Below are 14,035 nucleotides of genomic sequence, written 5' to 3'. Positions count from 1 at the left end.
GAACTTTATACGCTGTGTCTCGCGGCACCAAATTTCTCGGCAAGATCAGCAAGATGGGCGTGATGGGTGAAAAAAAGGACCTGATGACGCGACGCAATTCGGGAGAGCGTGGCAAAACCCGCTTCGGCGCGTTGTTCGTCGAAAGTGATGAACAGATCATCGGCGAGGAACGGCAGGGTCACGCCCCGCGCACGGGCCTGTTCGAGCGCAGCCAGGCGCAGGCTGAGGAATAGCTGGTCGCGCGTTCCTTCGCTCATGGCAGCGGGGCGGATGAATTTCTCGTCCTGGGACAGGGCGGCTTCCGTGAGCGCTGCGAGTTCAGGCCCCTTGCCATCATCTGCGATCACCAGCTTCTGATACCGGCCGCAGGTCAGAGATGTGAAAAGTGCTTCTGCTGCCTGCAGGAGGGGATTGGTGTTCTCGAGACGCTGACGGCGCGCCACTTGGTTCAGGAGGAGCGTCTGGATACGCGCCTCGGCCCACTGCTCGGCTGCCTCGGCCATCTCGACACGGCAGGATTCGATGTCGAAGGCCGCTTCGAGCGCGCCCTCCGCCTTTTCGATATCATGGAGGGACTGGCGGATCTCTCCCCCACGCTGCAGCGCCGTGTTGCGCTGCTGTTCCAGTGTCTTTTGTTCGGCATCGAGCGCGGCGAGGCGCGCATCGAGCGCAGCCGGTTCCATGGCGCGTGCCTGTTCCTGGAGGGCATCGAGCGAGAGGCCATCAGCCTGTTCGAGGATCTGGCGCTCGAGCCTTTTCCTTTCGTCAAGCGTGCGCTGATGGGCCATTTCTGCCTCAAGCGCGACTCTCATGCTGTCGATCTCGTCGAACCCCAGCCGGGCCGCATAGGGGGCAAAAAGCGCCGTGGCGTCATTGAGGGCGTTCCGAGCCCGATCCTGCGCTGCGGCACTTTCCTTCAGGCGCGCATCCTGCTGGTCGGCCTGATCCTTATCACTGCGCGCCCTGATGAGGGCGTCGACCAGACCTGCCAGAGCCTGCGGGCAAGGCAGAGGGGCGAGTGACTCTGCCTTGCCCAGCAGGGCCGTGAAGTCCCGAAATTCCTTGTCGAGTGTCGCAAGCGCCTCGCGCCGCGCGAACAGGGTGTCGCGCCCTGACTGAAGGGCTGCGGCGTCACGCCGGTTCTGACGCAGGTCTTGCACGGCTTCGGGCGACCAGATCGGCGTTTCGGGCAGGAGCGTGCTCCAGCTTTCCTGAAGGATCGCTCGTGTGGCGGCGATCGACGCCCCCTTGCGATGCTCGGCCTCGACACTGCGCCGCGCCAGTTCGAACTCCTGGGCCCGTTCGGCCAGTCGTTCGGCCTGCTGTTCCCTCTCGCGCAGGCGCTCTCTCGCTTCGATCAGCGTCTCGGCCAGATTCGGGCTGAATGCCTTCGGGGCTGGCGTCCCATCCTGCGTAAGCGCGCCAAGGGCGGCAATGGCCGTTTCACGACGAGCGCGCATTCTTGCATGCTCGTCACGCAGGCCTGCGAGGGCACAGGCGGCGTCCAGTGCCTGTTGCCGCAGGGTCAGCCAGGACGGCAGGCGATCTGGGGAAAGCACTGGAAGGCCGCGGCGTGTCTGCTCGACCGCGAATTCCTGCATTGCTGCCCGATGGGCAGAGGCCAGCCCGGCGAGGCGCGCCTGAGTCTGTGTGTGACGCAGGGCATTGCGTTCAAGCGCCAGATCGATCTGCGTCAGGCGGGCAGAGTCTTCAGCCGCCTCGTACCTGCGGTCTGCCAGATGATCGGCATGGTGCTGCGCCTGAAGGAAGATTTCTCGAACCTCTTCTGATGCAAGATGCATCTCGGACGATGCGAAACACTGTGCGAAGAGGCGATCGCGTTCCATGCGCGCCTGATCGAGTGCGGCTCGCGATACGACGTCGCGTTGTTCGAGCTGCGCCTTGTCCAGGGCGAGGCGTTCCGCCTCCTCGGATAGGGTGCGTCGCTCGATTTCTGTGTCGGCCAGTTCCTTTTCGCGCACGCGCCAGGTATCGCGACGCTCCGAAAGGAAGTCCTGATCGGGGACAGCCATGGTCCCGAGGGCCTCGGCATCACCCTTCCAGGGAAGCAAATCACGCAGGGTTTGCGCTTCATGACGCTCGGCCTCAGCGATTCTGCGCTCGAGAGCGATGAGGCTCGCATCCAGATCGCCCAGTGCCTCGGCCTGTTGCAGCGCAACCTGGAGCGGCCGCAGGGGCAGCGTCTCGTCCGACCCTATCCGGGCTTCTGCAACGGCGAGTCTTTCTCTCGCCGCTTCGTCATCGCGGCGCCACGCGGCTTCGCGCTGGCTCAGGGCGGCATGTTCCTGGGCAAGCGGCAGCAGACGCGCCAGAAGCGTCTCGTCGGGAAGGCGGGCGAGAATGTCCTGGGGGTTGCCCTCCTGCCCCGCTGCCAGAAGGCGGGCCTGGAGCGTATCGAGGGCGGCCACGTCATCCTGCTCGTTCCGGCTGCTCGCTAGGGCGTCAAAGCGGGCCCTGAAGGAGAGAATCGTCTCCTGCTGTGCAAGAAGCGCCAGATCGGGCTGACATCCGGCGCGCAGGGCCAGCAATCCCTCGTGGAAACGCTCGGCTTCAGCCACCTTCTGGCCAGCTTCAGTCCAGTTTCTCAGGAAGGCCGAAAAACGATTCTGTTCGTCAACGGTGAAACGTAGAGCGGGGCGTGAAGCAAGCGTTTCATCGAGCCTGCCTAGCCGCAAAAGATCATTGCGAATACGCCTGAGACGCTCCAATCGGGCACGTTCGCCGAGCATGGTTGCAAGAGCGTCTTCGACAGCGCCGTTCTGCTCTTCCAGTGCTCGCGCCTCACACGTCAGGCGCGCCCAGTCATCGCGTTCTTTCTCGGCCTTTGTCAGGCGGGAGCGTGCATCGGCCAGACGATTGCGCAGATCATTCAGCCGCGTACCGCGGCCGTTCCTTTTCCAGAGCGCTCCAGCCTCTGCCTCAAGCGCATCAAGCACGGTCTGGACATTTTCCAGCCCGAACCCCGCAGCCAGTAATTGCTGGCCCAGATCGCCTTCGAACCGCGCCATGGACTCGCCCCCCAGGCGCAGGCGCTGATGATCGAGACTCCACATGCGCTCGAAGGCGGCGCGATCCACCCCGCCCAACCAGCGCAGCAGGCGGTTCTCATCAAGAGGGGTCGCGTCATCCTCAGCCAAAAGCGTCTGGCTACGTCCACGCTTGCGGATCATGCTCAACTGCTCGCCGTCCTGTTCGACACAGGCACCGACGCGCAGTTGAGCGGCATCGAAGCGCCAATCCTGTGCCTTGAGGTTCGGAAAGCCGTAGAGCAGATCGCCAACCGCCGAGAGCGTGGTCGATTTACCGGCTTCATTCGCGCCGTGGAAAAGCTGCAGATCCTGCGATGGGGAGTCGAATACATAAGAACGCTCGGAAAAGCCGCCGTAGCGTATGAGGTTGAGAGAGGCGAATCTCATGGCGCTTCTCCCTCAGCCCCCGGCGCAGACGTATTCCGGCGTTGGGGTGTCGAAACAGGAACTGACGGGATCTGAGACTGCGCAGGCGGTTCTGGGCCGAGCCTCGCGCCGAGTCTCACGCCGAGTCTCCCGGTCAATTCGGGCAGAATCGCGCCCCAGTCCCGGTCGTTTATGCGTGTGAGGAGGGAGTCCGGGGCGATTTCGCCCAGATTGAGCGTCTTGAGGCAAAGATCGAGATCGCTCCCGAGCGATACCAGAAAATCTTCGTCCCGGCTCGCCTCCTGCAGCAACGGCCCCAGGGAGAAATTTTCGCTTCCTGCATCCGGCAGGGAGGGGGCTTCCTGCGCGCTCTTGCCCGGTAGGGTGGTCGCGACAACGAGTTTTTCGAGCTCGATATCGCCGCCGCTCAGCGTTGCCAGATGCTGGACCGCTTCCCGCAGCGAGGGCCCTTGTCGTGACAAACGATCATGAAGGACGGTCTCACCCACGAGCGTCAGGCGCGTCACACAGAGATGGCCTTCCTGTTCCTGCGCGATCTGACGAAAAAGCGCTGCGATCCGGTCATGAAGCGCGGCCTCGGTTTCAAGGCCGCTGCAGTCCTGATGCGCCTGCTGCCAGCGCACAACATCACAGGGTACGGGTGTAATGGAGTCGATTACCCTGTCCCTCACGGATACGAGAATGACGCCTTTTTCCCCCGTTTCATGGATATGTCGCCCCTGAAGCACGCCGGGATAGACGATGGGTGTGCCGTCACGCAGGATCATGCGCTCATGGACATGGCCAAGGGCCCAGTAATCATAGTTCCTGGCGCGGAGCCCTTCTACGGTGCAGGGGGCGTAGGTCTCGTGCTGGCCATGCCCGGAGAGCGAGGTGTGCAGCACGCCGATATTGAAATAGTCCGGCACCGGTGACGGGTAGGACGGTGTCATGTCCTGGGGTACGTGACGGTTCGCGAAGCTCTGCCCGTGCAGGGCGACCCCCAGATCGTCCAGCAGGAAACTGCCCGGCTTCTGCGACGGGAAACGGTCGATACCTGCGGGGAGCGGAAGGTCGCGTGTCAGGACCGAGGCCGCATCGTGATTGCCCTGAAGCAGGAAGACACGAATACCCTGCGCCAGAAGGCGCCCCAGGGCCGAGGCCATATAGCGGCCTGTGCTGATCGTCTTCCAGTTGCCGTCATAGAGGTCGCCCGCAATCACCACGAAGGCCACCTTTTCATCGATGGCCGTCTGCACCAGACGATCAAGCGCCCGGCGTGAGGCAGAGCGAATACGGTCGATGGATAAATCGTCATGCCGCGTCAGCCCCCTGAGTGGGCTATCCAGGTGGAGATCGGCCGCGTGCAGAAAGCGAAAGGAGGTCATGGCCCCCTTCTAGCGCAATTTTCTGCCTTGTGCGCCGGATGAACGTCACCCGTTTTCACAGGGCCGTGTCTGAGGAGCCTGGTGTCCCAACGCCATGATACCCGCCGATAACATTCTCTTTCTTCTCTTGATGGCCGCCGGCAGCAGCCTGCTGGCCCGACTGCTCAAGGGGCGCATTCCCCTCCCGCTGATACAGATCGTCCTTGGCATTCTCGCAGCGCTCGTCGGGGTCACCATCGGGCTCCGGCCCGATCTGTTCATGTTGGTCTTTCTGCCGCCGCTCCTTTTCGCCGATGCATTTCGCATGCCGCTACGCGAGTTCCACGAGTTGCGGGGGACGATCTTCTTTCTCGCATTCGGGCTCGTCGTCTTCAGCACGATCTTCTGTGGATACGCGATCCATTGGCTCATCCCTTCGCTGGATCTGCCTTGCTGCTTCGCTTTGGCGGCAGCGCTCTCGCCCACCGACACGGTAGCGGTCTCAAGCCTGCTTGCCGGGCGGCGTGTGCCGGAACGCATGATCCATGTCCTGTCTGGCGAGGCGCTGTTCAATGATGCCTCGGGCCTGGTCTGCTTTCGCTTCGCCACGGCTGCCGCGCTCACCGGTGAGTTTTCCTACCGGCAGGCTTTCGATGATTTCCTGCTCGTGGCGTTTGGTGGCATGGCGATTGGCGGGGCGATCGCCTATGGCGCGGCGCGGCTCAATCGTATCCTGCTCAGGCGTGGTTTTGATGATCCGCCCTTGCAGATCACGCTTATGATCCTGCTGCCCTTTGTGACCTATATCGTGTCGGAACGGGTGCATTGTTCGGGAATTCTGGCCTCTGTGGCGGCCTGTATGGTCATCAAGATGATGGGGATGATCGAGGAGACGAACACTGCCACGCGTCTTCAGGCGACCACGGTCTGGGGAATGGTCAATTACATCTTCAATGCGCTGATCTTTCTTTTGCTTGGCCTGCAATTGCCCGCCTTGCTGCGTGGCGGCATGACGATGGCGCATGAACGCGAGGTATCCCTTCTGCAACTCGTGGGGTTGGTCGGTGCGGTCTATCTCATCATGACGCTCCTGCGCTTTGTGGGGATCTGGCTGTCCATCCTGCGACGCTGGGCGATGGCCCGATGGAGCGCTACGCCCTTCGTCTGGCCCGATTTTCTGAGCTCTCTGCTCCTGACTTTCGCGGGAGTTCGCGGGGCTGTCACCCTGGCTGCAGTCCTTTCCCTGCCCGCGGCGGGCAGCGAGATGGGGGCTTTCCCTTATCGGGATCTGCTGATCACCATCGCAGCCGGGGTGATTGTGGTGTCTCTGGTGGGCGCAGGCGTTCTGATGCCGCTATTCGTACGCTTTCTGCCCAGATCCGGCATGGATCGCCACGCCACCGAGGAAATGATGGCGCGCCAGAGCCTGCTGCGTACGGCATTGGCCATTCTCGCAGAGGAAAAGTCACGCCCCCATGAAACGGGGTCAGGCACGCCGCATGAGCAGGATCTGAAGCGCGACGTGCTCGACAGGCTGGAACAGATTTATGAGAACCGTCTGTATCAGATCGATGAAACGACGCAGACCTCACTCATGAACCGCCAGCTCTCCCGCAGGCGAGAACGTCTGGAACTCGCAACGCGGTTTCTGCTGCTCAAGGCGCAGCGTCAGACCCTGCATCGCCTGTTTGTCGAACGCGGGATCAATGATCAGACCGAGTGGGAATTGCAGCAGGAACTGGATTTCGAAGAGCAGCTTCTTCGCGCCCGGGTGCAGCGCTTGCCGAGGGATATCTGAGCAAAAAAGACTCCCCGCGTACCGAGCACGGGGACACATATTCACCCCCGCGGCCGGATATCGGGGCCGGTATACTGCCCTCCGGCCATTGGACGATTGACCGGCGGGGAGACCAGAGAGTCCGGCCAGGCCGGTTCGTCGCTGGCGCCGGGGACAATGGCGGTGCGGCCGCGTGGCAGGGATTGCGGAAGCTCTTCACGCAGACGCTTGAGCATGCGCTCACGCAGGTCGCAGCACAGATTCCACATGCCATTGGCATCGGCGGCTCCCGCGATCAGTCGGATGGAAATCACCTGAGCGTTACTGTCAGCAACCTGGCATCCGACAGAACTCATGTCTCGATCCCAATTGGCGGATTTTTCGAGCTCTTCATGGAAAATACGACGCACCTCATCCACGGGCGTCTGATAGTCGAGCCAGAGAAAGAGCGAGCCGATGAGCGACGGTGAGCTATGGGTCCAGTTCTGGAACGGATTTTCGAGAAAATAGGCGATAGGCACGATATAGCGTCGGCGGTCCCAGGTGCGCAGCACCACATAGGTGGCATTGATCTCCTCCACATAGGCCCAGTCACCATTGAGGATCAGCATGTCCTCCATGCGGATTGGCTGGGTAATGGCAATCTGGATGCCGGCAATGAGGTTGGACAAGGCGGGCCGTGCGGAAAGACCGACAACGAGAGAGGCCACGCCCGCCGAGGCAAAGAGTGATACCCCGTATTGCCGTACGGATTCGAACACCATCAGGGCCGCTCCGACCGTGATCACCCCGCAGGTGATCTCGATCAGACGGCGCAGAATGCGGATCTGGGTCTGGTGCGACCGTACCGTGATGTCATCGACATGTTCGCGATTGGCGATGCGGTCGAGATATTTATCCGTCCCGAAACGAAACGCCCTGATCAGCCCGAAACCGATAGTGATGATCACCGCAAAGGCGAAAAAATGCGCCAGAAACTGGATGGTGGTCGGCGCAAAGCCGGTCGTGGCGGGCAGGGCGGCACTGGCGGCCACGATCATCAGCAGCAGACGCACATGGTTCTGCAGCCGCCCGATCGTTTCATGAATGAACGCAATGCGCCTAAGCCCCGGAAGGCGTGGCAGGGCCTCGGTGATCAGTCGGCTGAAAAGCAGGGCAATGAGCGCAGCGGCCACCAGCAAAAGCGCTGAGGCCATTGCGGGGGGGAGCCAGTCGAACCAGGCGAGAAGCCGCGACATGGAGTGCACATAGTCTTGCTTGATCACGGGTTTTCCTTCGTCTCTCCGGATGACAGGGGGCTCTGCTATCACTTTGACGTGATGGAACAAAACCGTTGCATAAGAGGGTTAACCCCTGATGCTGCCTGCGTTTCCCATGAAAGAGCGGTAAGGAACGGGGCCGAGCCCAAATAGGCTCTCGAAAGCGCCCGTGATCTTTTGGTGTGGTGTGATCAGGCTTCTGGTCGTGCCGCCAGACGTCGGGCCAGAAGGGTGCACACGAAAAGCTGGATCTGATGATACATCATGAGTGGCAGTACCACGGTTCCGACCACCGAGACCGGGAAGAGGATATTGGCCATCGGAACGCCTGTGGCGAGTGATTTCTTCGACCCGCAGAGCATGAGCGAAATGCTGCTCTCTTCCGAGAAGCCAAGCACGCGGCCCAGCAGACGCGACAGCACCAGAACAAGGCCCAGCAGGACGATATCGAGCCCTGCCATGAGCGCCAGATCGGGCACGGAAACGCGGTGCCAGATTCCCTCCACCACAGCATGGCTGAAGGCGGTGTAAACCACGAGCACGATGGAGCCTCGGTCGCTCAGGGAGAGCAGTTTCTTGTTGCGATGCGCCCAGGCGCCAAGACGCTTATGCAGCAATTGCCCCACACCGAAGGGCAGCAGAAGCTGGGTGGCGATATCGAGAATGGCGTGGGCCGACCAGATATTGCCCTTCTGCACGATAAGCCCCACCAGAATGGGCGTGGCCAGAATGCCGATCAGGTTGGATAATGTGGCCGCGCAGATCGAGGCCGGGACATTGCCTCTCGCGATGGAGGTCAGGGCAATCGAACTCTGAACCGTGGAGGGCAGGCAGCACAAAAAGAGAATGCCGTGCCACATATCCGGTTTGAGCAATCCCGGGACGGCGGCGCGCAGGGCGAGGCCCAGTAGCGGAAAGAGCAGGAACGTGCAGGTGAGCACGCTGCCCTGAAGCCGCCAGTCGCGCACGCTCTCCAGAACGGCTTCGGGCTTGAGACGGGCCCCTTGCAGGAAAAACATCAGCGCGATCAGGAAAGTCGTGAGCTTTGAAAAGACATCGGCCCACAGCCCCGAACAGGGCAGGAAGGTGGCCAGGGCGATGGCGGCGATCAGGCTGAGCAGGAAGGGGTCGAGTTTGCGCATGGGGAGGGATTTCCACTGCAATCACCCCATTTGGCAAGAGGGCGTGCGACACGCCTCCTGTAATCCACAGGTCGCCGAAGAAATCGACCGACATAAGGGGCGGTTCTTCCTTCGGGACGCGGCCGTGCGCCCTGGCGGGATAGTGCGCGATGATGCGGTCTGGTCTGCCACGCCTTCTTCCTAAAGCGGTCCAGGAACGGCCCGTCTTCAGGTTTCACAGGAGAGGGCAGATGCCAGCCGGTGCGTCAGGCCTTCCTTTGCGTGGCACCATTGCCAACAGACGAAGATACAGGGGGTATGACCCCTCACCAGATCGACCCACCGCGCGGGTAGAGGCGCACCGGCGGCGCGTGGAGTGACAACGAAAAGAGGCGCAGGAGCTGATATCGGGTCGGCTGATTTCACCAGGCTATGAATGCGAAGACGAAGGCCGCGAGATTACGAAAAGCCAATATGCCGAGGGCTGATATGACCTCACGGTTTCGTTATAATGGACGCAGTCTTCACCCAGCGAGATAGCGCGTTTTCATGATCAAGAGCTTCCCCGGATTCTTCAAGGTATCCTCCCTTTTCGACCTGTTTGAGGAATGCGCGATGCTGATCCTGACGCTCTGCGTCATGGTCGTGGCCGCGCTGGGGCTAGTTCACGTTGTTTACGCTGTGTTCGACATGATCCGCACGGCTACACTGACCCCGTCGAACCCGGCTGTGCTCCAATCCCTGTTTGGCCTGTGCTTTACTGTTCTGATTGCCCTCGAATTCAAGCACTCCATTCTGGTCGCGCCCGATACGCCCTCGCATAGTCTCGTGCGTATGCGCTCGGTCCTGCTGATCGGCATGATGGCGACCGTACGCAAATTCATCGTGCTCGATCTGAGTTCGGTCGATGTCCTGCAGGTGCTGGCTCTCTCTGCTTCGGTGCTGGCTCTGGGCATCTGTTATTGGCTGGTGCGCAGCCGCAAGCCGGGTGCCGATATCGCTGGTCAGGAGGGCACTTTACCGGGCGCTTCTCTGTCCAAGGGGGCTTTTGTAAGTGCCTCCCATGCAGAATCGGGACATCACACCGTTGCGAGAGGCTCGACCGGGATGGGTGGGCAGGATACGAGCACCGGCGCCGTCTGAGTCGGGTTATCCTGTCCGGGATATCTGTCCTGTTCCGAGGGGGCGTGGCAGGGTGATCCTGACGAGGCGGGGAAGCGCACCCCGGCCATGAATCAGACCATGCCCGCGGCGAGGCCAGGATGACCGACGAGAAAAGCCCGAGCTCCCCGGGAGAACCCGAGCGTGTGACGATCGGACAGACCCGGCTTCTGGCCAATGACTGGGGGGTGCTGACGAAATACACCCTAACCTATCATCGGCGTGATGGGGTGGCACAGCAACTCACCCGAGAAACCTATGACCGGGGTGACGGGGCGGCGATTTTGCTGATCAACGCCGCGACCCATACGGTCCTCCTGACCCGGCAGTTTCGTCTGCCCGCCTATGTCAGCGGACATCGCGAGGATCTGATCGAGGTCTGCGGCGGGATGCTCGACGACCATGACCCTGCCGCAGCCATCAGACGCGAGGTCGAGGAGGAGATGGGCGTCACCATCGACGCCGTGCGCAAGATCGGCTGCTATTACATGAGCCCCGGATCGGTGACCGAGCGGATCCATTTCTTCATCGGGGCCTATGATTCATCCATGCGTCGCGCCGCAGGAGGGGGGCTACAGGAGGAGGGGGAGGAAATCGAGGTGCTCGAACTCGATTTCGATGAGGCATTGGCCATGATCGATGATGGGCACATCGTTGATGCCAAGACGATCATGCTGCTCCAGCACGCAGCACTCAAAAATCTGTTTGACCGGGCCTGAACGCTTCCCTGTTCGAACTCTAACACAAGGCTGTGATCCCTCACCTGCGGGGATGACAGCGCAGTAAGAATCATCTTACAAAACGAAAGACATATTTTCGTTTCGAAAGTTCTCTCTCGATGTCCATGGGTGTCAACAGTGCGACCCTGAAACGGCGTCTGGGCATCATCGATGCCGTCAGGCGGGCAGGGTTCCTGCGTACGGAGGCGCTGGCGGAGCAGTTTGATGTCTCCATGGTCACCATAAGATCCGACCTCGCTTATTTGCAAAGTCAGAATCTCGTCATCCGCACCAATGGCGGCGCGCAGCCCGCGCATGATTACGCAGTCAATGCGCCGCTCGATGAAAGTCCGACCCTGTTCGAGGCGCGGGCCCTGGCCCGAGCCGTGGCCTTCAGGCTCAAACCGGGGCAATGCGTGTTTCTGGATAATAGTCAGGCAGCTTCCTTTGTGCCGGTTCATGCGACAGCCGAGAACCTGCGCTTCGTCGTCAATAGTTTCGAGACCTATCACCTGGCGTGCCGGACGAGCGATGCTGCCGTGTCGCTTCTTGGGGGGGAGTATGACCGGCTCGGTTACCCCATGCTCAGCCCGGCCGCTGATCATGCCCTGTCATTCTACGATATCGATCTGGCTGTCATTTCTGCCTGTCAGATCGGCAAGACGGGCTTCACCTGTCTCGACCAGACGGGAAACTGCCTTGAGACCGCCCTGTATCGTGCAAAGCAGGTCTATCTGCTGACCGACCGTCTGGACCGTGTCGACGAGGATGGGCGTGTGATGGAGTGGCGCAACACCATGTCGGTCCTGCATGGCGGCATGCCGCCCGATGGCGCTGTCCTGTGTCAGGACTGGACCGTTTTTGCCGAGCCGCCTGCGCCACCGGAATGAGAGGGACGATACCCCGTCCAGTTCTCGATCGCGCCTTAACCCGGCCTTTCTTTCCTTGATTCTTACCTGATGGATTACCGATCATGGCATCCAGTTTTCTCATGGATCAGACCGCCGATTCACCCCGCTGCATCGTTACGATCGGTGAGATCGTGGTCGAGATCATGGCCCAGACGCAGGGGGTGGGTTTCCTCGAACCCATGGCGCTCAAGGGACCGTATCCCTCCGGTGCGCCAGCCATTTTCATCGATCAGGTCGCTCGTCTCGGTGTCGATTGCGGGATCATCTCCGCAGTCGGTCGCGATGATTTCGGCACGCTGAATATTGAGCGTCTGAAGCGCGACAAGGTGGATGTATCTGCCATTCTCAGCGTCGATTCCTATTCGACGGGCTCGGCCTTCGTGCGCTATCGCCCCGATGGCAGCCGGGATTTTGTCTATAATATCCGCCAATCTGCCTGTTCGCAGGTGGGGCTGCATGAAACGTCGCGCGCCCTGCTCAAGCGCGCCACCCATCTGCATATCATGGGTTCGTCACTCTTTTCCTTCCCGATCATTGATGCGGTGACGACCGCAGTGCATCAGGTCAAGGCACAGGGCGGCACGATTTCCTTCGATCCGAATATCCGCAAGGAAATGCTCGATATTCCCGATATGCGCGCAGCGCTCGAGCTGATGCTTCAGGAATGCGATATCTTTCTCCCCAGCGGGCCGGAGCTGCTTTTGTTCAGCAGTGGCACCAGTCAGGAAGAAGCCATCCGCGAGATTCTTGACATGGGCGTGTCCGAGATTGTGCTCAAGAAAGGCCATGAGGGCGCGAGCTGCTTTTGCGCCGACAAGACGGTGCATCACGACGCCTTTGCCGTCGAGGAGTGCGATCCCACCGGTGCAGGAGATTGTTTTGGTGCGACCTATGTGACCTGCAGGCTCTCGGGCAAGACACGCGAGGACTCATTGCTTTACGCCTGTGCCTCTGGCGCGCGCGCCGTTTCGGTATTCGGTCCGATGGAAGGGACATCGAGCTTTGCCGAGCTCGATGCCCTGATCGCGGCGCAGAAAACAGGAATCCTTGCATGACATCCGAATTTCTCACATCCCTGCGCGTGCGCCATGACAAGGGCGGAACGGAAGCTCTGATTTCGGTCTGTTCGGCTCACCCTCTGGTGATCGAGGCGGCCTTGCTCCACGGGGCTGCGCGCCAGCAACCCGTTCTGATCGAGGCGACCTGCAATCAGGTCAATCAGGAGGGTGGCTATACGGGTATGACCCCGGCCGATTTCCGCGACTACGTGTTCGCCATTGCCGACCGTGTCGGATTCGATCGCGCACGGATCATTCTGGGGGGCGATCATCTCGGCCCCAATCCCTGGAAATCGTTCCCGGCCGATGAGGCCATGCAGAAAGCCTCGGACATGATCGCGGCCTTCGCCGAAGCAGGCTTCGTGAAGTTGCATCTGGACGCCAGCATGGGGTGCAAGGGCGAGCCTGCTCATCTTTCTGATCCCATCGTGGCCGAGCGTGCAGTGACCTTGGCGCGAAGGGCCGAAAGCGTGGCGCCGGGTCAGGCCGTTTATGTGATCGGTACCGAGATCCCGACACCCGGTGGCGCAACCGAGGCACTGGATCATGTCCTGCCCACCACACCCGATGCCGTGCGCGCCACCTATCATGTGCATGAAAAGGCGTTCAGGGCTGCGTTGCCCGATGCCTGGTCACGGGTCATCGGGATTGTGGTCCAGCCCGGTGTCGAGTTTGGCCACGAGGATGTGGCGGTCTATGCGCCTCAGGCTGCACGTGCGCTGGTTGCGACGCTGGGCGACCTGCCGGGACTGGTCTTTGAGGCGCATTCGACCGACTACCAGCCGGGAGAGGCCCTTGCCCAGTTGCGCCGGGATGGGTTTCGTATCCTCAAGGTCGGGCCTGAACTGAGTTTTGCTCTGCGCGAGGCTCTGTATGGGCTCGATGCGATACGCTGTTTTCTTGAACCCGAATCTGTCTCTCTGGTCGCGGTGATGGAACAGGTCATGCTGCAATCGCCCGGGAACTGGCAGAGTCATTATCCGGGCGACCTGCGTACGCAGCGTATCCTGCGCCATTTCAGCTATAGCGATCGCATTCGCTATTACTGGCCCGTGGCTGAGGCCGAAAAGGCCGTCACGGCGCTCATGCAGTCTCTGGACGGGGTTGCCTTGCCCGAGACGATGATCAGCCAGTACCTCCCGCGCCTGTTCGAGCGGGTCAAATCAGGCGCGCTGGCCGCCGATCCGAAAACCCTTCTGCTGCAGTCGGTCCGGGATGTCCTGGATCGCTATGAAACGCTGTGACC

At 61.0% G+C, this 14,035-nt stretch carries 10 protein-coding genes; 6 read left to right on the top strand and 4 right to left on the bottom strand.

Annotation, left to right across the window (positions count from 1 at the left end; all coding sequences use genetic code 11):
• Positions 1–5: 5 nt before the first annotated feature.
• The gene (locus C0V97_RS15390; RefSeq protein ID WP_127103445.1) at positions 6–3,437 is read right to left on the bottom strand and encodes a YhaN family protein; all 3,432 of its coding nucleotides are present in this window, start codon (positions 3,435–3,437) and stop codon (positions 6–8) included.
• On the bottom strand, positions 3,434–4,804 hold the full coding sequence (locus C0V97_RS15385; protein WP_127103444.1) for a DNA repair exonuclease: 1,371 nt from the start codon (positions 4,802–4,804) through the stop codon (positions 3,434–3,436). Before C0V97_RS15385 ends, C0V97_RS15390 begins: the two co-directional genes overlap by 4 nt.
• Before the next feature lie 94 nt (positions 4,805–4,898).
• Between C0V97_RS15385 and C0V97_RS15380 the strand changes: the two genes are divergently transcribed.
• Positions 4,899–6,581, top strand: a complete 1,683-nt coding sequence (locus C0V97_RS15380; RefSeq protein WP_127103443.1) for a Na+/H+ antiporter — start codon at positions 4,899–4,901, stop codon at positions 6,579–6,581.
• Between the two features lie 41 nt (positions 6,582–6,622).
• Here the strand turns inward: C0V97_RS15380 and C0V97_RS15375 are convergent, their stop codons facing one another.
• Positions 6,623–7,798: a mechanosensitive ion channel family protein gene (locus C0V97_RS15375; protein WP_127103473.1), complete on the bottom strand. Its 1,176-nt coding sequence runs from the start codon at positions 7,796–7,798 to the stop codon at positions 6,623–6,625.
• 212 nt (positions 7,799–8,010) lie between these two features.
• Positions 8,011–8,961, bottom strand: coding sequence for a bile acid:sodium symporter family protein (locus C0V97_RS15370; protein WP_127103442.1), 951 nt, complete (start codon positions 8,959–8,961; stop codon positions 8,011–8,013).
• 528 nt (positions 8,962–9,489) lie between these two features.
• On the opposite strand from C0V97_RS15370, the gene C0V97_RS15365 reads away from it, so the two are divergent.
• The 5 genes from C0V97_RS15365 to C0V97_RS15345 all read left to right on the top strand — a co-directional run bounded on the left by C0V97_RS15365 (position 9,490) and on the right by C0V97_RS15345 (position 14,033).
• Positions 9,490–10,083, top strand: a complete 594-nt coding sequence (locus tag C0V97_RS15365; RefSeq protein ID WP_127103441.1) for a phosphate-starvation-inducible PsiE family protein — start codon at positions 9,490–9,492, stop codon at positions 10,081–10,083.
• 119 nt (positions 10,084–10,202) lie between these two features.
• A complete protein-coding gene (locus tag C0V97_RS15360; RefSeq protein WP_127103440.1) occupies positions 10,203–10,820 on the top strand; it encodes an NUDIX domain-containing protein in 618 nt (205 codons plus the stop codon).
• Positions 10,821–10,939: 119 nt separating this feature from the next.
• Positions 10,940–11,710 (top strand): DeoR/GlpR family DNA-binding transcription regulator, encoded by a 771-nt coding sequence (locus C0V97_RS15355; protein WP_127103439.1) that lies wholly within the window; start codon positions 10,940–10,942, stop codon positions 11,708–11,710.
• Between the two features lie 83 nt (positions 11,711–11,793).
• Positions 11,794–12,786, top strand: a complete 993-nt coding sequence (locus C0V97_RS15350; RefSeq protein ID WP_233582210.1) for a sugar kinase — start codon at positions 11,794–11,796, stop codon at positions 12,784–12,786.
• Entirely contained in the window at positions 12,783–14,033 is a 1,251-nt protein-coding gene (locus tag C0V97_RS15345) for a D-tagatose-bisphosphate aldolase, class II, non-catalytic subunit (protein WP_127103438.1), read from the top strand. The genes C0V97_RS15350 and C0V97_RS15345 overlap by 4 nt, the downstream gene beginning before the upstream one ends.
• The last annotated feature ends 2 nt before the right edge of the window (positions 14,034–14,035 follow it).

The sequence above is a fragment of the Asaia sp. W19 genome (assembly GCF_003994335.1).
Classification (GTDB): domain Bacteria; phylum Pseudomonadota; class Alphaproteobacteria; order Acetobacterales; family Acetobacteraceae; genus Asaia.
The sequence above is the reverse complement of the archived record's forward strand: the minus strand, read 5'-3'. Positions and strand labels throughout refer to the sequence as shown.

Excerpts from the sequence above, each read along its gene's own strand:
- C0V97_RS15390 (WP_127103445.1), bottom strand. The coding sequence starts at position 3,437 with ATGAGATTCGCCTCTCTCAACCTCATACGCTACGGCGGCTTTTCCGAG.
- C0V97_RS15385 (WP_127103444.1), bottom strand. The coding sequence starts at position 4,804 with ATGACCTCCTTTCGCTTTCTGCACGCGGCCGATCTCCACCTGGATAGC.
- C0V97_RS15380 (WP_127103443.1), top strand. The coding sequence starts at position 4,899 with ATGATACCCGCCGATAACATTCTCTTTCTTCTCTTGATGGCCGCCGGC.
- C0V97_RS15375 (WP_127103473.1), bottom strand. The coding sequence starts at position 7,798 with ATGTCGCGGCTTCTCGCCTGGTTCGACTGGCTCCCCCCCGCAATGGCC.
- C0V97_RS15370 (WP_127103442.1), bottom strand. The coding sequence starts at position 8,961 with ATGCGCAAACTCGACCCCTTCCTGCTCAGCCTGATCGCCGCCATCGCC.
- C0V97_RS15365 (WP_127103441.1), top strand. The coding sequence starts at position 9,490 with ATGATCAAGAGCTTCCCCGGATTCTTCAAGGTATCCTCCCTTTTCGAC.
- C0V97_RS15360 (WP_127103440.1), top strand. The coding sequence starts at position 10,203 with ATGACCGACGAGAAAAGCCCGAGCTCCCCGGGAGAACCCGAGCGTGTG.
- C0V97_RS15355 (WP_127103439.1), top strand. The coding sequence starts at position 10,940 with ATGTCCATGGGTGTCAACAGTGCGACCCTGAAACGGCGTCTGGGCATC.
- C0V97_RS15350 (WP_233582210.1), top strand. The coding sequence starts at position 11,794 with ATGGCATCCAGTTTTCTCATGGATCAGACCGCCGATTCACCCCGCTGC.
- C0V97_RS15345 (WP_127103438.1), top strand. The coding sequence starts at position 12,783 with ATGACATCCGAATTTCTCACATCCCTGCGCGTGCGCCATGACAAGGGC.